Below are 22,524 nucleotides of genomic sequence, written 5' to 3'. Positions count from 1 at the left end.
GAACTTCTTCCCCAAACTCGCGCCCGTGTGGGGCCTGCCCGCGTCGCGGGCACGACGCGCCTCCGCACGTGCTGCTTCCCACTCCTGCGCCCGCGATTCCGACTGGCTAACACCGCTGCCATCCCGGACCTCCCGAAGCCGCGCCCGGCCCCACTGCGAGCTCTTGTTGAACATGCTCCCCAGCGTCTCACCGCTGTGCGGCTCGCCCGCGTCACGAGCCCGAATTGCCTCGGCCTTCGCCGCCTCACGCTCCCGAGCCCGCAAGTCCGTTCTGCGAGCACTTGCCGCACCGCTGCTTTCCGCAACCGGCTGCGATCCTCCTTCCTCGGGCTCGTCCGCCAGATCAGCAGCCGCACCAACGACTTCCTGATCCGCCGCGCCGCCACCCTCGTCGGCTCGCGAGAGTTCCACAGCATTGGGATCGGCTGTGCTCTCCACCAATCCGTCGGTTCGCAACCGCTCCACCAACGCCGTGGCATCGCCGACCCGCTTCCGCAAATCCGCCACGTCCACACCGTCGAATCCGCCCTGAGCCAAGGTCTGCGACCAGTGCGCAACCCGCTCCCGCAACCCAGGCAGATAACCTTGCGGCGCACCAATCAAAAGCCGCCCCAACGAATCGACCAAGCCACCCAAATCAGCAACCAGCCGCGACCGCTCAGCCTCCTCAACACCCGATGCCGACACATCCTGTGTGGACTCCGCACCCGCCAAATCGGCGGCGCCCCACAGCAACCCCTCAACCGTCGGCGGAGCAAACGCGGGCTCGGCGAAGCCGGGAACGAATGCCGACTCGGCGAAGCCAGGATCGAAACCGGTCTCGACGACGGACGGATCGAACGCCCACGGCATCACGTCGTCCGCCGGCTCGGCGGCCATGCCACCAATCCCACCGGTGTCCGCGAGTTCATCGAACAGCGGGACATTCGCCTGCGGATCCAGCACCGCGCCAACCTGATCCGCCCACTCCTGTCCGGACGCGAGCTGCTGCGGCTCCTGATCCGCCACAGCACTCCCCACCGCCGGCGCATCGCCCGACGACCCCACGCCCGCGGCATCACCAACCGCCGCATCAGGACCCCACGACCAACCCGCATCCTCCATCGGCGCATCCGCCAAAGCTCCTGCCTCATCGGCAAAATCCGCACCGAACTCAGCAGCCGCTCGCGCATTCGCCTCATCCTCAGCCCTAATCTCCACTAGCCGCTCGCGACCCCATTCCCTGCCCTTCCCGAACCTCGCCCCCAAGGTCTCGCCGCTGTAGGGCTCACCCGCATCTCGGGCACGACGCGCCTCCGCCCGCGCCGTCTCCTTCAACGCCGCCCGTTCCCGGGCATTGCGCTCCGCCAGCGTGGTGCCACCCTCATCCCGGATCTCCTTAAGCCGCTCCCAACCCCACGCAGCGCCCTTCCCGAACATCGGCCCCAACGTCTCACCGCTGTGAGGCTCACCCGCATCACGAGCACGACGCGCCTCCGCCCGCGCCGACTCCCGCTCCCGCTCGTACTCCTGCCGCAGCGCATCCGCCCGGGTCATCCCGCCCTCGTTCCGGATCTCCTTAAGCCGCTCCCAACCCCATCCCGAGCTCTTCCCGAACACCTGCCCCAACGTCTCACCGTTGTGGGGCTCTCCGGCATCACGAGCACGACGCGCCTCCGCCCGCGCCGCCTCCCACTCCCGCTCGTACTCCTGCCGCAGCGCATCCCCCAAGGTCATCCCACCCTCATCCCGGATCTCCCCAAGCCGCTGCCAACCCCACGCCACGCCCTTCCCGAATATCCGCCCCAACGTCTCACCGTCGTAGGGCTCACCCGCATCACGAGCACGACGCGCCTCCACTCGCGCCGCCTCCCGCTCTCGCTCTGTCTCCTGATGCCGCACACCCGCCCAGGTCACCCCACCCTCATCCCGGATCTCCGCCAGCCGCGCCCAACCCCATCCCGAGCTCATCCCGAACGCCCGCCCCAACATCTCACCGTTGTGGGGCTCTCCGGCATCACGAGCACGACGCGCCTCCGCCCGCGCCGCCTCCCGCTGTTCCGCCCCCGGGTTCACCCGTGTCGTTCCCGTGTCTCTCCTGACTCCCCCAACCAGTCGTCTACCCCACCGCTCGCTCTTCCCGAACTTTTCCCCCAGCGCCTTACCGGAATAGGGCTGTCCCGCCTCAATCGCACGACGCGCCTCCTCTCGCGCCACCTCGTTGAACAACTCCGCGCTGTCAAGCCCTTCGCGGCCGCCCAACACCTCCGCGAAATCCACCCCCACCTCGCCGGCCGAATAACGCTGCAACCGATCCCGCAACACCCGGGCACCATCCCAATCACCCGGATGCGACAACAACCGATGCGCCATCACCTCGCGGAACTGATCAGCCCCCGGAAAATCGGGCGCCGGAAAATCGGGCGCCGGAAAATCGGGCCCCAGAACCGAATCCGCCTGCGCCAACAACACATCCACGACACCTTCGCCGTGCTGGCCGCCGAGATCCCGCAACACCCGACCCGCGGTCTCCACCGCGTCGCCCAATCCAACAGGGCCCCCAGCCCCAACGGGCTCCGACAACCCAGCGCTCCCCATCCCCAGCACATCACCCGACAACCCCACATCCGCCAACGAATCAAATGCCGGATCAACGGGAACAAACGCCGATTCGTCATTGGCCGGATCAAACGCCCACCGCATCACGTCATCCGCCGACCCTGCGGTCATCCCACCGGTGCCTGCCGACTCCCCGAACACGGGGACATTCGCCTGCGCATCCGACACCCGCGGGGGCAAACCATCCTCTTCTTCAACCTCCCTAAGCCGCGCCCGCGCCCACTCCCCGCTCGTGCCGAACTTCCCCGCCAACGCCTCACCGTGGTAGGGCTGGCCCGCGTCACGAGCACGCCGCACCTCCGCGCGCGCCTCCTCCCGCAGCATCTTCCAGCGGAGCTCGATCAAGTCCCGCCGGCTCGTACCACCCTCCCCCCTGATCTCCGCAAGCCGCTCGCTACCCCACGTCGAGCCCCTGCCGAACTTTCGTCCCAAGGTCTCACCGCTGTGCGCCTCACCCGCGTCGCGAGCACGCCGCGCCTCCGCACGAGCATCCTCCCGCAAGCGCTCCTGCTCCCGCTCGCTCAAGGTCGACACGGTCAAAGGAGCATCCTCGGCCCTGACCTCGGCAAGCCGCCGCCAACCCCACCCCGGGCCCTTTCCGAACTTCCTCCCCAACGACTCACCGCTGTGCGGATCGCCCACGTCACGAGCACGACGCGCCTCCTCCCGCGCCTGCGCACGCTCCCGCTCCCATTCCTGTTCCTGCAACGCCACCCGGGACATACCGCCCTCGTCCTTGATCTCCGCTAGCCGCTGCCGCCCCCACTCCTTGCCCATGCCGAACTTCTTCCCCAACGCCTCACCGGTGTAGGGCTCCCCGGCGTCACGAGCACGACGCGCTTCCGCCCTGCCCTCCTCCCGCAACCGCTCCTGTTCCTGCGCCCGCAAAGTCTGCCCGGTCTCTGCACCCTCCTCACCGATCGCCCGAAGCCGCGCCGTACCCCACGCCGTGCCCATGCCGAACTTCTTCCCCAACGCCTCACCGGTGTAAGGCTCACCCGCGGCAAGAGCACGCCGCGCCTCCTCCTGCGCCTCCTCCCGCACCCGCACCCGCTCCCACTCTCGCTCCCGCGCCGTGGCACTCTCCTCCGTTAGACCACCCTCATCCCTGATCTCCGTAAGCCGCTGCGCACCCCACCATTTACTCTTTCCGAACTTCTTCCCCAACGTCACACCGGTGTAGGGCTCACCGGCGTCACGAGCGCGACGGGCCTCCACCCGCGCTTCCTCCTGCAACCGTTCCGCATCACGAAGCCTGCCGGCCCCAGCGTCACCGGGCCCCGCCGGCCTGCGTGCGGCACCATCATCAACCGCATCACCGCCACGACGCCGCTTGCGGCCACCGCCCTCGCTAACCGTTTCACCAGCGCCACGACCAGCCTCCGCTGAGGACTCCGGAGTCCCAGCGCCACCCAGGCCCGGAAGGTCCTCGCCACCCAACCCGAAGTCGAAACCGTCACCCTGGCCCAACACCGGCGCCGAAGCAGACGCCGACTCGCCCTGCTCGGCCAACGCCCCAGCATCAGCCGCCCGCCCCCGCGAATCAGCGGCAAGCTCAACCGAATCCCACCCAGGTTCCAGCCCCTGCCCAGCCGTGCCCGGATCAAACGACCACGTCGCCAGATCCTCCGCCAACTCATTAGCAGGCGGATTAAGCCCCCACGTCGCCAGATCATTCGCCATCTCGGCGGAGTCCAGATCGAATCCCCACGTCATGGGAATATCGCCGGCCTCGGCGGTCATACCGCCGCCGTAACCACTGTTCGCGAACTCCTCAAACTCCTCAAACCCGGGGAGATCCGCCAACGGATCCGGCCCGGCCCCGGCCTGCACACCCAAAGAACCCCTAGTCCCCAGCTTCGCCGCCAACTCCTGGGAGAACCGCACCGCACCAGCGCTACCCAACCCACCGACCCGCGCCGCCACCAACGCCACCACATCATCCAACGACACACCCGCACCACCACGCGCCAACGCCACCACATCATGCGACCCCTGCACGATCCGCACCGCTACCTCACGCGGCCCGCCCACCGCCTTAGCCCGCTCAATCTCCCAACGCAGATCCAACTCCGTCCACCCCGCCACAGCAGCCGCCGCAGAACCCGATGCTGCCGTAGTGTCGACCAACCCGTCGCCGCGCAGCCGCTCCACCAACGTCGCGGCACCATTGACGCGCTTCCGCAAATCCGCCACGTCCACACCATCAAACCCGTGCCGCGCCAACGCCTGCGACCAATGCGCGACCCGCTCTCGCAACCCAGGTCGATAATCTTCCGGCGCGCCAACCAAAAGCCGCCCCAAGGAATCAACCAAGCCACCTAACTCGGCAACCAGCCGCGACCGCTCGGCGAAGCCCGGCGCAAACTCCGACTCGGCGACGGCGAGATCAAACGCCCCCGACATCACGTCATCCGCCGACTCAGTGGCCATGCCAGCAACCCCATGCCGCGGCGACTCCTGATCGCCCGGTTCCGAACTCCTGGCACCACCCTCAGCCCTGATCTCCGCCAGGCGCTGCCATCCCCACTTCTTGCCCCTTCCGAACTTCTGCCCCAACGCCTCACCGGTGTAGGGCTGGCCCGCGTCCCGAGCACGACGCGCCTCCACCCGCCCCGCCTCCCGCAAGGCTTCCGGCGCCCGCAAAGGCCGCCCGGTGGCATCACTGTCATCGGCGATCTCCGCCAGCCGCAGCCGCCCCCATTCCTTGCCCTTTCCGAACTTCTTCGCCAATGCCGTACCGGTGTAGGGCTCACCGGCGGCACGAGCACGCCGCGCCTCCTCCCGCGCCCGCTCCTGCTCCTGCTCAGCCAAATCCGACCGGTCCGCACCACCCTCATCCCTGATCTCCCCAAGCCGCTGCCACCCCCACTCCGCGCCCCTTCCGAACTTCGCCGCCAACGTCTCAACGGTGTAGGGCTGACCCGCGTCCCGAGCACGACGCGCCTCCACCCGCGCCTCCTCCCGCACCCGCTCCTGCTCCCGCGCAAGCAAGTCCTGCCGGTTCGTACCACCTTCAGCGTTGATCTCCGCCAGCCGCGCCGATGCCCACGACCTGCTCATTCCGACCTTGTTCGCCAAATCCTCGGCGGTGTAGGGCTCACCGGCATCGCGAGCACGCCGCGCCTGCTCCCGCGCCTCCTCCCGCACCCGTTCCTGGTCCTGTGCCCGCAAAGCCCACCCGGTGACGCCACTGTCATTCCTGATCTCCGCAAGCCGCCGCAGCCCCCACTCCTTGCCCTTTCCGAACTTCTGGCCCAGGGTCTCACCGGTGTAGGGCTCACCCGCATCACGAGCACGCCGCGCCTCCACCCGCGCCTGCTCGTGCTCCTGCTCAATCAAGTCCGCCCGGCTCGCGCCCTCATTCTTGATCTCCGCCAGCCGCTTGCGCCCCCATTCCCTGCCCTTTCCGAACTTCTTCCCCAACGTCTCACCGGTGTAGGGCTCACCCGCATCACGAGCACGCCGCGCCTCCACCCGCACCCGCTCGTGCTCCTGCTCGATCAGGTCCGACCGGCTGGCACCACCCTCATTCCTGATCTCCCCAAGCCGATTCAAACCCCAGGACGTGCTCTTTCCGAACTTCTTCCCCAACCCCTCACCGGTGTAGGGCTCACCGGCGTCACGAGCGCGACGGGCCTCCACCCGCGCTTCCTCCTGCAACCGCTCCGCATCACGAAGCCTGCTGGCCCCAGCGTCACCGGGCCCCGCCGGCCTGCGTGCGGCACCATCATCAACCGCATCACCGCCACGGCCCCGCTTGCGGCCACCGCCCTCGCTAACCGTTTCACCAGCGCCACGACCAGCCTCCGCTGAGGACTCCGGAGTCGCAGGCCCGCCCAGACCTGGAAGCTCGTCGCCACCCAACCCGAAGTCGAAGTCAAGACCGTCACCCCGCCCCACCCCTGCCGCCGAAGAAGACGCCAACCCGCCCTGCGCCGCCCCCGGGTCAAACGACCACGTCGCCAGATCGTCCGCCACATTATTGGGCGTTGGATCAAGCCCCCACGTCGCCAAATCATTCGCCAACTCGGCGGCGTCCAGATCCAAGCCCCACGTCATGGGAATATCGTCGGCCTCGGCGGACATACCACCGCTTCGACCGCTGTTCGCAAACTCCGCAAACTCGTCAAACCCCGGAAGATCCGCCAACGGATCCGGCCCCGCCCCGGCCTGCACACCCAAAGAACCCCTAGTCCCCAGCCTCGCCGCCAACTCCTGGGAGAACCGCACCGCATCAGCGCTACCCAACCCACCGACCCGCGCCGCCACCAACGCCACCACATCATCCAACGACACACCCGCACCACCACGCGCCAACGCCACCACATCATGCGACCCCTGCACGATCCGCACCGCCGCCTCACGCGGCCCGCCCACCGCCTTAGCCCGCTCAATCTCCCAGTGGAGATCCAAATCCGTCCACTCCGCCACGGCAGTTGTCCCGGAAACCGACTGCGGCGCCACGGCTCCAGCGGGCCCTGCTGACGGGCCGGCCGCCGCAGGCACCCCAGCCCCGGAACCCGATGCGTCGCCTACTGAATGATCAGGCTCGTTGTTGATCTCACGCAGCCGGGACAAGCCCCACTTCTTGCCCTTTCCGAACTTCGCCCCCAATGCCTCGCCGCTGTAAGGCTTACCGGCGGCACGAGCACGAAGCGCCTCCTCTCGCGCCGCCTGCTGGGCCTGCTCCTCCTGGCTCGGACCGCCCTCAGCCTTGACCTCCCGAAGCCTCGCCCAACCCCACCCTTCGCTCTTGCCGAACATCTCCCCCAATGTCTCACCGCTGTAGGGCTCACCCGCGTCACGGGCACGACGGGCCTCCTGCCGCGCCGCCTCCTGTACCGGCCCGGCCAGCTCGCGCTCGCTCCTTTCGTTGCCCTCCCTAATCTCGTTAAGCCGGGCCCGGCCCCACCTGCCGTCCATCCCGAACTGCTGACCCAACGACGTGGCGGTGTAGGGCTCACCCGCGTCACGGGCACGCCGAGCCTCCGCCTGCGCCGCCTCCCGCAACTGCTCCGAATCCGCCGATTGCCGCTGAGTCGCACCGCCGCCCTCCTTGATCTCCCGAAGCCGCGCCCAACCCCACGCTTCGCTCTTGCCGAACTTCTCTCCCAATGTCGTTCCGGTGTAGCGCTCACCGGCGTCACGGGCGCGACGTGCTTCCTGCCTGGCCGCCTCCCGTTCCGCACCCAATGCCGCATTGCTCGGACCCACCGCCGCAGTCCCGATCTCCGCAAGCCGCGCCCGGCCCCACTTCTCGCTCCTCCCGAACCTCTCCCCCAACGACGTTGAGGTGTAGGACTCACCCGCGTCACGGGCACGCCGAGCCTCCTGCCGCGCCGCCTCCCGTTCCCGCTCCAAGTCCGCCGATTGCTGCTGAGTCGCAACGCCCTCGTCCCTGATCTCCGCTAGCCGGTCAGCGCTCCACCTCTCGCTCTTTCCGAACTTCGCTCCCAACGACTTGCTGCTGTAGGGCTCACCGGCGTCACGAGCACGGCGCGCTTCCTGCCGCGCCGCCTCCCGTTCCTGTTCGTACAATGCCGCCCTTCTCGACCCCTCCGCATCCCTGATCTCCGCAAGCCGCTCCCGACCCCACTTCTCGCCCTTCCCGAATCTCTCCCCCAGCGACTTGCTGCTGTAGGACTCGCCCGCGTCACGAGCACGACGCGCCTCCTGCCGCGCCGCCTCCCGTTCCTGCTCCAGGTCCGCCCATCGCTGCTGATTCGCACGTCCGTCATTTCCGATCTCCGCAAGCCGCTCCCGACCCCACCTCTCGCCCTTCCTGAACTTCTGCCCCAATGTCGAGCCGTTGTAGGGTTCACCCGCCTCAAGAGCACGGCGTGCTTCCTGCCGCGCGTCCTCCCGCACCCGCTCCCGCTCCGCGGCACTCGCCTCGGTCACGCCACTCTCATCCCTGATCTCCGCAAGCCGCTCCCGACCCCACCCCTCACCCCTGCCAAACCTCTCCCCCAGCGACTTGCTGCTGTAGGGCTCACCAGCGTCACGAGCACGACGCGCCTCCTGCCGCGCCTCCTCCCGCACCCGCTCCCGCTCTGCGCGGCTCGCCTCGGTCACACCACTCTCATCCCTGATCTCCGCAAGCCGCTCCCGGCCCCACTCCTTGCCCTTTCCGAACTTCTCCCCCAATTTCGCGGCGGTGTAGGGCGCACCCGCGTCACGAGCACGCCGCGCCTCCACCCGCGCCTCCTGCCGCACCCGCTCTACCTGAGCGAGCCTCCTGTCGGCCGCGTTGCCGGGCCCAACTGGCCTGCGCGTGGCGCCTTCATCGGCCGCATCATCGGAACGGCCCCGCTTACGGGCACCGCCGTCCTCAAGCGAAACCCTTTCGCCCGCACCGTGCGAAGTGTCCGCACCGGCCACTGAAGGGCCGGCCGCAACCGGGCCCGGCGACTCGTCGTCAGACGATCCGAGATCGAGATCGTTGCCCTCGAACAACTCAGCCGCGATGTGCGCGCTCACGTCGCTCTCCACTCGCACGACCAAAGCCCGAGCATCGTTCACCCGCTTCCGCAAATCCGCCACGTCCACACCATCAAAGCCACCCCGCGCCAAGGTGTTCGACCACAGCTCAATCCGCTGCCGCAAGGCGGGCATATAACCGTCCGGCGCACCAAGCAAAATCCCTCGCAAGGTATTCACCGACATCGTCAACTCGGAGACCAACTGCGATCGCTCAGCCGCAACCACATCCACATCCGCCGGCGAGACACCCTCCATCGGGACCGCAGCGGCTCCCGCGCCGTCGTCGGCTGCATCCCACGCGGAGCCTGGAGACTGGTCGACCTCCATCTGCTCAACTGGTTCCCGATCGCGCATCGGCGATCCCGCATCCGCGGCGGATTCAGCAGTCGGCCTCGCAGCCGAATCCGCGACGGGTGGCGACACTGCCTGCATCGGCTCGCCGCCCCGGGCGCCCGCCGCCTGCCGGGCGGAACCTTCGCCCTCCATCCTGTTGAACTCGGCAAGCCGCTCCCCGCCCCACCCCCTGCTCCTTCCGAACTTCTTCGCCAACGAGCCACCGCTGTGGGGCTGGCCCGCGTCACGGGCACGACGCAGCTCCGCCCACGCCTCCGCCAGCTCCGTCTCCCGCCGCCTCGCGGCCAACTCCGCTCGGCTCGTACCCACTTCGTTCTTGTAGAACTCCGTAAGCTGGTGGTCAGCCCACTTCTGGCTCTTACTGAAGTGCTCCGCCAACGATCGGACGCTGTGGGGTTGACCGGCCTCAGCGGCACGACGCAACTCGGCCCGCACCGGGTCCGACTCCGCATGCTGTGCCCCCGCGGTTTTCCTGAAGTCCGCAAGCCGTTCGTTACCCCATGATTTTTTCTTCCCGAACGTCTCCGCCAACGTTTCACCGGTGTGGGGCTCGCCCGCGTCACGGGCACGACGCACCTCCGCCCACACCGCCTCCCGCTCCGCGGCCCGCCGCTGCGCATCCAACTGCTTCCAGGTCGTACCGCCCTCTCGCCTCCTGAACTCCGCAAGCCGCTCTCGGCCCCAGCCCCCGGTGCGTCCGAACTTGGCCCCCAACGTGTCACCGGTGTGGGGCTTACCGGCGTCACGTGCACGACGTGCTTCGGCCCAGACCTCCTCGAAATTCACCGGCTGCTTATCCGCGTTCGATCGAGGTGCCCGCTCCTGAGCCCCCCGCACGGCGGCCTCGCCGCCCGGAACACCCGCGGACGGACCGGCCTCGGCCCCTTGAGGACCCCACACATGCTCAGCGGTCTCCAGATCAAACGACCACGACCCCAGGTCGGCCGCCAGCTCGGCGGCGTCCGGATCAAATCCCCACGTCATGGGAATATCCGCCGACTCGGCGGTCATGCCACGGCCTTGACCGCCGCTCGTGTCTTCATCCGACCCCGGAAGAGCCGCCAACGGATCCGGCCCCGCCCCGGCATGCACGCCGAACCCGGTCCCCCTGGTACCAAGTTTGGGCGCCAATTCCCGGGAGAACCGCACCGCCTCATCGTGGCCGAACTCGCCGGCCCTCGCCGCGACCAAAGCCACCACGTCATCCAACGACACACCTACATCACCACGCGCCAACGCCATCACATCATGCGTGCCCTGCACGATCCGCGCCGCAAGCTCACGCGGCCCATCCACCAACCGAGCCCGCTCGATCTCTCGACGAAGATCCGCCTCCGTCCAGTTGGCCACGCCAGTTGCCCCTGGAACCGGCTGCGGCCCCACGACGCCAGCCGCACCCGCTGACGAGCTACCCGCCGCCGACACCCCAGCCCCAGAACCCGATGCCTCGCCTACCGAAGGATCAGGCTCGTTGTTGATCTCACGCAGCCGGGACAAGCCCCACTTCTTGCCCTTTCCGAACTTCGCCCCCAATGCCTCGCCGCTGTAAGGCTTACCGGCGGCACGAGCACGAAGCGCCTCCTCTCGCGCCGCCTGCTGGGCCTGCTCCTCCTGGCTCGGACCGCTATTCTTGACCTCCCGAAGCCTCAACGAGCCCCACGGTGCGCTCTTGCCGAACTTCGCCGCCAATGCCGGGGCGTTGTAGGGCGTACCCGCGGCAATAGCACGACGCGCCTCCAGCCGCGCCGCCTCCCGCAACTGCGCGTCCAGCTCGCGCTCGCCCCCTTCGCCGTCTTCCTTCCTAATCTCGTTAATCCGCCCCCGCCCCCACCTTCCGTCCATCCCGAACATCTCCCCCAACGACGCGGTGGTGTGGGGCTCACCCGCGTCACGCGCACGACGCGCCTCCTGCCTCGCCTCCTCCCGCAACTCCTCCGAATCCTCCGTTCGCCGCTGAATCGCACCACCGTCATCCCTGATCTCCCGAAGCCTCAAAAAACCCCACGGTCCGCTCATGCCGAACTTCGCCGCCAATGCATCCCCGGTGTAGGGCTCACCTGCGTCACGAGCACGACGCGCCTCCTGCCGCGCCGCCTCCCGCACCTGCTCCTGGTCCTCCGATGGCTGCTGAATCGCACCGCCCTCACCCCTGATCTCCACAAGCCGATCAGCACCCCACCGCTCGCTCTTTCCGAACTTCTCTCCCAATTCCTTGCTGCTGTAGGGCTCACCTGCGTCACGAGCACGACGCGCCTCCTGCCTCGCCTCCTCCCGCAGCTGCTCGACCAATGCCGCGTTTCTCGAACCCTCCTTATCCCCGATCTCCACAAGCCGCGCCCGCCCCCACGCATGGCCCTTCCCGAACCGCTCCCCCAGTGACCTGCTGCTGTAGGACTCACCCGCGTCACGAGCACGACGCGCCTCCTGCCGCGCCTCCTCCCGCAGCTGCTCCGGGTCCACCGATTGCTGCTGAATCGCACCGCCCTCATCCCTGATCTCCGCAAGCCGCTTCCGACCCCACCGCTCGCCCTTCCCGAACTTCGCCCCCAATGTCGGGCCGTTGTAGGGCGTGCCCGCGTCACGAGCACGACGCGCCTCCTGCCGCGCCTCCTCCCACAACCGCTCCGTGGCACTGACCTCGGTCACACCACTCCCATCCCCGATCTCCGCAAGCCGTTCCCAACCCCACTTCTCGCTCTTCCCGAACTTCTCCCCCAATGTCCTTCCGTTGTAGGGCGTACCCGCGGCAATAGCACGGCGCGCCTCCTGCCGCGCCTCCTCCCACAACGGCCCCGCCGACGCGAGCCTGCTGTTCGCCGCGTCGCCGGGCCCGACTGGCCTGCGGGCGGCGCCTTCATCGACCCCATCGTTGGAACGCCCCCGCTTACGGGCACCGCCGTCACCGAGCGAAACCCTTTCTCCCGCACCATGCGCAGTGCCCGCACCATGTGCAGTGTCCACACCAGACTCCGAAGGTCCGGCCTCAACCGGACCCGGCGACTCGTCGTCAGACGATCCGAGGTCGAGATCGTTGCCCTCGAAGATCTCAGCCGCGAGCAGCGAGCTCACATCGCTCTCCACCCGCACGACCAACGCCCGAGCATCGTTGACCCGCTTCCGCAAATCCGCCGGGTCCACACCATCAAAACCGCCCCGCGCCAACGTCTCCGTCCATAGCTCAACCCGCTGCCGCAACGCGGGCATGTAACCGTCTGGCGCGTTAGACAAAAGCGCTCGCACGGTACCCACCGACCGCGCCAACTCGGAAACCAACCGCGACCGCTCGGCCGCAACCGCATCCGCGCCCGGCGACATGCCACCTGGTTGACCGGCCTGGCCCGGCCCCTGTCCGGGGCCCCACGACTCGCCGACGCTGAGCGGATCAACCGCCTGGGCCCCCATCTCGCCAACCATGCCCGCGCTCGCGGCAGGCTCCGCAGCAACCGGAGTGCTCGTTTGCGAATCCGGCTCTTCGCCGATGTGGCGGGCCGAATCCGGTGCTCCGGTGCCGAGATCCCAATGCGAGGGCTCACCGGGCTCAGCCGCACTCGCCGGCGAGACACCCTCCATCAAGCCCGCTCCAGCCTCCGCGCCGTCATCCCACCCGGCGCCTAGAGACGGCTCAAACTCCATCTGATCATCAAGCCCCAAATCCGGGGTCGGCGCCCACGCACGCCTCGCCGGTTCAGCTGCCCACCCCGCGACCGCATCCGCAGCCGGTGCCGACACTGCCTGCATCGGCTCGCCACCCCGGGCACCCGCCGCCTGCCGGGCGGAAACTTCGCCCTCCGTCCTGTTGAACTCCGCAAGCCGCCGTTTACCCCACCCCTTGCTCTTTCCGAACTTCTCCCCCAACGTTCTACCGGTGTGGGGCTTGCCTGCGTCACGGGCACGACGCAGCTCGGCCCACGCCTCCTCGAGCTCCGCCTGCCGCCGCCTCTCGGCCAACTCCGCTCGGCTCGCACCCACTTCCTTCCGGTAGAACGCCGTAAGTTGCTCGTCAGCCCACGTCTGGCTCTTACCGAACTTCTCCGCCAACGATCGGATGCCGTGGGGTTGACCGGTCTCAGCAGCACGACGCAACTCGGCCCACACCGGGTCCGACTCCGCATTCTGTGCTCCCGCTGGGTTCCTGAACTCCGCAAGCCGTTTGGTACCCCATGATTTTTTCTTTCCGAACTTCTCCGCCAACGTTTCACCGGTGTGGGTCTCGCCCGCGTCACGGGCACGACGCAACTCCGCCCACACCGCCTCACGCTCCGCCTCCCGCTGCTGCGCGGCCAACTGCTTCCGGGTCGTACCGCCCTCTCGTCTCCTGAACTCCGCAAGCAGCTCTCGACCCCAGCCCGCACTACGCCCGAACTTGGGCCCCAACGTGTCACCGGTGTGGGGCTTACCGATGTCACGAGCACGACGTACTTCGGCCCAGACTTCCTCGAAATTCATCGGCTGCTTATCCGCATTCGATCGAGGCGCCCGCTCCCCAGCCCCTCGCACATCGGCCTCGCCACCCGGAACAGCCGCGGACGGGCCGGCCTCAGCGCCGCCAACACTCCACGACTGCTCAGCGGTCTCCGGATCAAACGACCACGACCCCAGATCGGCCGCCAGCTCGGCGGCGTCCAGATCGAATCCCCAAGTCATGGGAATATCCGGCGACTCGGCGGTCATGCCACGGCCTTGACCGCCGCTCGTGTCTTCATCGAACCCCGGGAGATCCGCCAACGGGTCGGGCCCCGCTCCGGCGTGGACGGCCATTCCCGAACCCGCCGACTCCAACCTGGCCGCCAAATCCCGGGAGAACTGCACCGCGTAGTCATGGCCATATTCACCAGCCCGGGCCGCAACCATGGCCACCACGTCATCCAGCGACACGCCCGCGTCGCCGCGCGCCAGCGTCATCACGTCATGCGTGCCCTGCACGATCCGCACCGCCGCATCACGCGGCGAATCCACCAACTGAGCCCACTCGGCCTCCCGGCGGAGATCCGACTCCGTCCACTCCGCCACGCTGACCGCTGCCGGTTGTGCTTCGGCATCGCTGTCGATGCCCGGTTCGGACATGATCGTGTCGGTAGCCGTGGGGTCAGCGGCGGCGCCGAGCGACACCGTTTCCGGTTGCCCCGCCGGGTCAAATCTCTCGGTCGCGTCGCCGGGCCCGACTGGCCTGCGTGCGGCCCCCTCATCAACCGCACTTTCGGCCCGGGCCCGCTTGCGGCCACCGCCCGCACCATGCGAGGCGGTTTCGTCCTGGGACTGCCCAGGCGCGAGTTGCGGCTGGAGCTCGCCGCGCACCCGCTCGACCAACGCCCGGGCGCTCTGCACCCGATTCCGCAAGTCCGCCAGCTCAGCACCATCGAACCCGCCCCGCTCCAACATCGTCGACCACATCTCAACCCGAGGCCGCAACGCGGGCATGTAACTCTCTGGCGCGTGGGCAAGAATCCCTCGCAAGGAATCCACCGACGTCGTCATCTCGGAAACCAACCGCGACCGCTCGGCCGCGATCACGTCGGCCGCCGTGCCACCAACGGCGTCGCTCTCCACGGACTGCTCAACTGCCGGCGCATCCGTTAGCTGCGCCGTCTCCGCCGACTCCGACTCCGACTCGGTCACCGGTGCCGGTTCTGAAACCCGCTGCGGCTCAACGACAACGGTGGCATCTGCTGAGGGACCGCCGGATGCCGGCACGCCATCCCCAGAATCCGCGGCATCGCCGGTGTCCTTGATTTCGGCGAGTCGTCGCCGACCCCACATCTGACTCTTCCCGAACTTCGCCCCCAATTTTCTGGCGTTGTAGGGTGTGCCCGCGTCCCGAGCGCGACGGGCCTCCACTCGCCCCGCTTCCCGTTGCTGCTCGTCCAAGTCCTGCCGGCTCGCACCGCCTTCGCCCCTGATCTCGGCAAGCCGCGTCGAACCCCACATCTCACTTTTCCCGAACTTATCCCCCAGTGTCGCTGCGTTGTAGGGTTCACCCGCATCACGAGCACGACGCGCTTCCGCACGCCCCGCCTCCCGTTCCTGCTCCTCCGCATCGTGTCGGCTTGCCGGAACCCCCGCACCCCGGAGCTCCGCAAGCCGTGCCAAACCCCACTCTTTGCTCCTCCCGAACTTCTCCCCCAATTCGAGGGCGCTATAGGGCGTGCCCGCATCCGCAGCACGCCGCGCCTCCACCCGTGCCGCCTCTCGTTCCTGCTTCTCCAACGCCTGCCTGCTCGCACCCTCAGCCTTGATTTCCCGAAGCCGCGCCTCGCCCCATTTCACGACCTTTTGGTACCTATCCGCCAACGTCCGTCCGGTGTAAGGCTCACCCTCGTCCCGAGCACGACGCGCCTCCACCCGCGCCTCTTCCCGCAGCGCCTCGTCCAAATCCCGCTGGCTTACCGCGCCCTCCGCCCGGATTTCCCGAAGCCGCGCCAAACCCCACTCTTCGCTCTTCCCGAACTTCTCCCCCAACCTCCTACCGCTGTAGGGCCTGCCGCTTTCCCGACCACGACGCGCCTCCTGTTGCGCCGCCTCCTTTTTCTGCGCTTCCAATGCCTTTTGGTCCGCACTATCCCCAACGCCGATCTCACGAAGCCGCGCCGAAGCCCACCCTTGACTCTTCCCGAACTTCGCCGCCAACGACCGGCGGCTGTGGGGTGTACCCGCGTCCAGAGCGCGCCGCGCCTCCACCCGCGCCGCCTCCTGGAGCTGCTGTGGATTCTCTTGGACCTGCCCCACCGCCTCCTGGGCCGTCTCCGATGCCTGCTCGCCCGCCTCGGGGCGCCCCTGCCCACTACCCGCAAGGTCACGCTTGATTTCCGTAAGCCGGTCCCGGCCCCACCGCGCGCTCATCCCATATTTCTTCGCCAACGTCGCACCGCTGTAGGGCGTGCCCGCGTCGCGAGCACGCCGCGCCTCCACCCGCGCCTCTTCCCTCAACCGCTCAGGGTTATGACGGCTTTCGGCCGCGGCGCCGGCCTCCGCTGCCGTGCGTTCACTACCTTCGTCGACCGCATCATCGATACGCCGCTGGTCGCGGCTACTGCCCTCACCTCGATCCGTTCCGCCAACACCACGGTCACTGGCCGCACCGGACACCGACGGCCCCGCCGCACCCGCTGCCGTGGATTCGTCGGCGCCCGGCCGGGAATCCAGACCGTCCTGGAACGACTGTGCGGCGGGACGAGCGTCCAACCCCCTTCGCACCTGCTCGACCAACGTCCGGGCGTTCGCCACCCGCGTCCGCAAGTCCGCCAGCTCGACACCATCGAACCCACCCCGCTCCAACATTTCCGACCACAGCTCAAGCGGCTGCCGCAACTTCGGCAGAAAGCCTTCTGGCGCACGGGAAAGAAGCCCTCGCAAGGAATCCGCCGAGCTGGCCATCTCAGAAATCAACTGCGACCGCTCGTCCACACCGGCCGCCGACTCACCTTCCGACGCCGCCACCGTGTCAGCAACAGCCGCCCCCGGCTCCGGCGTATCCCAGCCAGATCTCCAGGGCTGGTTAATGGTCTCCGGATCAATCGACCAGGTCCCCAGGTCTGCCACCAGTTCGGCGGCGTCTGGATCGAATCCCCACGTCATCGGAATATCCGGCGACTCGGCGGTCACGCCACCCCGCTGACCGCTGTCCCCGGATTCCTCGAACCCCGGCAGGTCCGCCAATGGATCCGCCCCCGCTCCGGCGTGGACGGCCAAGCCCGTCCCCCCGGTACCAAGTCTGGCCGCCAGCTCCCGGGAAAACCGCACCGCATCGGCACGACCGAACGCATCGGCACGCGCCGCGACCAAGGCCACCACGTCATCCAGCGACAGACCGGCGTCGCCGCGAGCCAGCGCCACCACATCATGCGTGCCCTGCACGACCCACTCCGCCAGGTTGCGGGGCCCAACCACCGCCTTGGCGTGCTCGACCTCCCTACTAAGATCCGCCTCCGTCCACTCCGCCACACTGGCCAAGGTCGGTTGTTCCTCGGCACGACTCTGCATCCCGACCTCGGGGGCAGCCGTGCCGGGTGCTGTGGAGTGAGCGTTCGCGCCCGCGGGAACAGCAGTGTGCCCGGCATCCGCAGCCGGTGTTTCCACACCCGACGAATCAAGTCCCCCGATGCCCGATGCATCGCGGGCCGAACCACTAGCCTCACCCCGGATCTCCGCAAGCCTCGCCCAACCCCACGGTTGGCTCTTTCCGAACTTGTCCCCCAACGCCTTGCTGGTGTAGGGCTCACCCGCATCACGAGCACGACGCGCCTCCGCACGCGCCGCCTCTTTCAGCTGCTCCACCGGATTCTGCTGGCTTGCACCACCCTCAGCCTGGATCTCCCGAAGCCGATGCTGCCCCCACTCCCGGCTCTTCCCGAACTTCTCCCCCAACCTTGCGCCGGTGTAGGGCTCACCCGCATCACGAGCACGACGAGCCTCCGCACGCGCTTCCAGCCGCTCCCGCTCCTTCTCAGCCGACGCAGTCGCATTACTCGCGTGGTCTGCCTCCACAAGCCGCGTCCGCGCCCACGCCTCACCTGTGTTGAACTTCGTCGCCAACGCCTTAGCGGTGTAGGTCTTGCCCTCGGCACGAGCACGGCGCACCTCCTCCCGCGCCGCTTCCCGCTTCCGTTCTTCCAAATCCAGCCGGTTCGCACCACCCTCATTGCCGATTTCCCCAAGCCGCGCCGAACCCCACACTTCGCTCTTCCCGAATTTCCTCCCCAACGCCGCGGCGTTGTAGGGCGTACCTGCGTCCCGAGCACGACGTGCCTCCGCACGTCCCGCTTCCCGCTCCTGCTCCGCCAAATCCTGCCTACTCGCACCACCCTCGCCGCTGATCTCCCGAAGCCGCTGCAGGCCCCACTCCCCGCTTCTCCCGAACTTCTTCCCCAACGCCGCGCCGTTGTAAGGCGAACCCGCGTCACGGGCACGACGGGCCTCCGCACGCGCCGCCTCTTTCAACTGCTCCACATCACGGAGCCATTCCGCCCTGGAGCGGGACGGCCCCGTGGGCCTGCGCTCGGCACCTTCATCGACCGGATCATCGGCATGCCGCCGCTTGCGTCCACCGCTTTCACCAACCGAAACCGTTCCCCCAACACCGCGTTCAGTGTCCTCACCAGACACCAACCCCGACTCACCCGGGCCCGAAGGTTCGTCACCACTTAGGTCGAGACCGACACCCTTGCTCTCCCCCGGCGAGGAGTGAGACTCACCCTCCCGGACTACTGCCTCCGCAGCGGTATCCGTGCCCGCCGTACCCAAATCCCATGCTGCCGTAGCCCACGACCGCGCCTCGGCCGCCGGATCCAACGACCACGTCCTCAGATCATGTGTCAGCTCGTCGGCGTTCTGATCGAATCCCCACGTCATGGGAATGTCCGTCGACTCGGTGGCCATGCCACCGCTCTGATCGCTGTTCGTGCCGTCCGCAAACCCCGGCAGGTCCGCCAATGGGTCTTTCCCGGCTCCAGCATGAACGGCTATTCCCGTTCCCCCGGTACCGAGTCTGGCCGCCAATTCCTGGGAGAACCGCCGGGCATCAGCATGGCCACGCTCGCCCGCCCGCGCGGCGACCAGGGCCACCACGTCATCCAGCGACACGCCCGCCTCGCCACGCGCCAGCGCCACCACATCATGAGTGCCCTGCACGATCCGCACCGCCGCATCACGCGGCCAATCCGCCAAATAAGCCCAGTCGACCTCCCGACGCAACTCCGACTCCGACCACCCGGCCACACCGGTCGACGTCGGTTGTTCCTCGGCATGGCCCGAGCCGGCCGTGTCGGTCGCGGCCGTGTCGGTCGCAGCCGTGTCGGTCGCGGTCGTGTCGCGTGCTGTGGAGGCGGCCTCGGCACCCACCGACACCGTCTCCGCACCCCCGGTCTCGGTCGGCCCCGGAACCACGGTCTCAGCCACGTCGCCAGGAACAGCCGTCGACGAACTCGCCAGCACATCCAGCCCGTCCTGTGCGCCACCGGTCTGCTGCGGCGCCTGAATCGGCCCCGGCTCCCCCACCGGCCGGGGACGAGTGCCATCCGGAGCAAACCGCATCCACCGCGGACCACGCCGACCACGCCCCGGCATCAACGCAACAACATCACGACCCAACCCCCGCGCCACCTCCGACGCCTGACCCGACGACACCACACCAGAACCCGACCCCTCCCCCGACACCAACACCACCGGACCCCCACCGGAATCACCCACATGACCACGCACAAACTCCGCAACCCCACCACCCGAAACCACATCCACCGGCACCGACACCCGCACCGCACCCACAGGCAACCCCACCGGGCCCACACCCGACACCGCACCACCCGAAGACACAACACCAGACAACCCCGGCACCACCGACGAACCCGGCACCACCGACGACCCCGGCGACTGCGGCCCACGATCACTTACGTTGGCCACACCCGCATTCCCCGCAACCGAACCCGCACCAGAACCCGCACCCGCAGAGGCAGCCGGAACGGCAGCTCCACCCACGGTCCCGTGCCCCGGCAACGTAGCCCCGCTGTCCGAACCCGGAACCACTCCCTCCGCCGGGGACGTCGACCCCGGCACCGCCGCATCCGAAGACGCAGCAGGAACATCAGTGGTGCCCATGCCCGTCAGCGGCTTGTCCACCAGCGAGCCTGGCACCTGGGCGGCGGGCTCTGCCGCCCGCGCACCGTCTAGCGGGGCATTCGACCTGTCCGCACCAAGGGGACCAGTGCCCGCGTGGTCGTTCGGCGAGTCGACGCGGGAATCGCCTACCGCCACATCACCGGTAGAGCCCACCGAACCACCCGGACCGGGCGAGCCCGGCCCCGCCGCCGGATGCCCGGTCCCCGCACCCGCACGATCCGCACCCGACGAGCCAACATCGGCATGGTCACTGCCAGCAACCGGGCCATACACCGGCGGTACACCGACTCGGGAACCCCCCGCCGTCACACCACCATCAGAAACCGACGAACCGCCCCGATAACCACCAGGGCTGTCCATAGGAGACGAACCGCGAGCGGCCTGCTCGTCACGCTGCGTCGAATCGGCACGAGAATCCCCTGCCGTCACACCACCATCGGAGACCGGCGTACCACCGTGGCTGACCGGACCCGACCCCGAATGCTCCGCCAAACCAGCAGGACTGTCCACAGCCGACGATCCTGGACCGGCGTGGCCGGCGGCAGCGGCCGGGCTGTATGCGGGCGGCGGCGAATCGGCACGAGAGCCGCCCGTCCGGACCGCATCGCCGGAGCCCGTCGAATCGCCGTGGAAAAGGTCGTCGCCCTGACGCGGGCTGTAGGGCGGCGGCGGCGTGCCCGGCCTGTCCTGGCCCTCCAGCGCACCCGGTGCCGCGGGGTCACCCTCATGCCGCGACACCGACCCGGTGTTCCCCGGCGTTCCCGGCACACCGGTCTGCGAGTCCTGGCCCACCGCGGCACCGGTCCCCACGTCCCTCGGCCCGCCACCAGGCGTGGTGATTCCGGCACCAGGCGTGGTGATTCCAGCACCAGGTGTGGTCATTCCGCCACGAGGCCCACCACCAAGCGTCGCCCCACCGCCACCAGGCGTGGTCACGCTAGCGGGCGGGGCTCCGGTGACGGGTGGAGTCACCCTGGTGTCCGGTACCCGGGGGTCATGAACGGGGCGACCCTCCGACGGCGCACCCGGGGACGGGGACAGGCCGGCCGCGCCTTCCCTGGCCACCGTGCCGTTTCCGCCTTGCGATGCACTGGACCCACCACCCAGCGGCGCTTTTTCGGTGTCGGAGCCGGCAGGCAGGAGGTTCGACGTCAGCGGAACACCCGAGCCGACCGACCCCGGTGTTAGGTCGCTTGCCGGTGTCCCGGAAGCGGGAACCGACACGCCAGAATCCACCTGGGACACCTCACTCGGAGCACCCGGCTTCTCGCTAAAAGTATCCACGGAGCCAGGCTTCTCGCCGAGGCTCTCCGAGGAGCCAGGCGTCTCGCCCGGCTGCGACTCGGACCCCGTCTTCACATCCCCGGATGTATCCGTGCCCGTGTCGGCACCGGCGGAATCCTCGTTCGCGCCCTCCCGAGCCCGACCCGCCGGAGTCAACTCACCCCGCACCGCCAACCCCGCCAAATTCCCCACACCCGAACCCAACGACTCCGACAACCCCGCAGTAAACGAAAACGGATTCCACTGCACCCCCTGACCACTGATCGCCCCATACCCCGCCTCACCCAACATCTCCGTCAAACCCTCCTCAATCGACTCCCCCAACCCCCCACCAAACCGCGCCGCCCACATCCCCCGCACCGACATCCCCGTGTAATCCTCCAGGTTTTTAGAGACCACATCAGCAAACTTCGCCATCGACCCCACCGGAAACTGCTCCGCATTCTCCTCCACCACATTCCGCACCGCCGCCTCCAACACCTCCTTATCGATCTTGTCCCCCAACCCCTGCACCAACACCCTCGTCACCGCATTCCCCACCACATTCCCCAACGCCGACAACGGCAACGTCAACAACCCACTAAACGACCCCACCCCCACCGCCATCAACGACGTCTGCGCATCCCACTTATCCCGCGTCCCCAACGCAAACTGCAACCCCTGCGCACCCGCATCCATCAACACCTGCAACCCCACCCCCACCACCTGACCCATCGCCAAATGCATAAACAACTGACCCCACCACCGCGACAACAAAAACCGCATCACCGCAAACCGCGCCGCCAACCACGCCATACTCCCCCCCGCCGTCGGCCCCGCCATCGCCACCGCCCACGCCACCTCCGCCAACAACAACACCAACCCACCCACCGTCACAAACTTCAAATACTGCACCTGCAACGCCAAATTCCGCACAAACCCCGCCAACTCCCGCAAACCCACACCACCCGACTCCAACACCGGACCAAACGCCCCCAACCGCTCCGCGAACCGATCCGCCGCCTTCCCCGAAAACTCCCCCCGCACCCGACCCACCACCTCCCGCACCGCCGGACCCAACACCTCCACCACCGCCGCATCCGACTCCAACCGCTCCGCCACCGCAAACAACGCATCCTCATCCGCATCCGTCATGTCCTCACCGGTCAACACCTGAAAAAGCCGCCTCACCCCCTCCGGCACCATCAAGGACAT

The 22,524-nt window shown here is 68.2% G+C and carries 1 protein-coding gene (only partly in view); it reads right to left on the bottom strand.

Annotation, left to right across the window (positions count from 1 at the left end; genetic code table 11):
* On the bottom strand, positions 1-22,524 hold the 5' portion of the coding sequence (locus BJ970_RS36405) for a WXG100-like domain-containing protein (RefSeq protein WP_184733075.1). It extends 7,026 nt beyond the left edge of the window; only the first 22,524 of its 29,550 coding nucleotides appear in the window; it begins with the start codon at positions 22,522-22,524; its stop codon lies off the left edge, out of view.

This window comes from Saccharopolyspora phatthalungensis (assembly GCF_014203395.1).
Classification (GTDB): domain Bacteria; phylum Actinomycetota; class Actinomycetes; order Mycobacteriales; family Pseudonocardiaceae; genus Saccharopolyspora; species Saccharopolyspora phatthalungensis.
The sequence above is the reverse complement of the archived record's forward strand: the minus strand, read 5'-3'. Positions and strand labels throughout refer to the sequence as shown.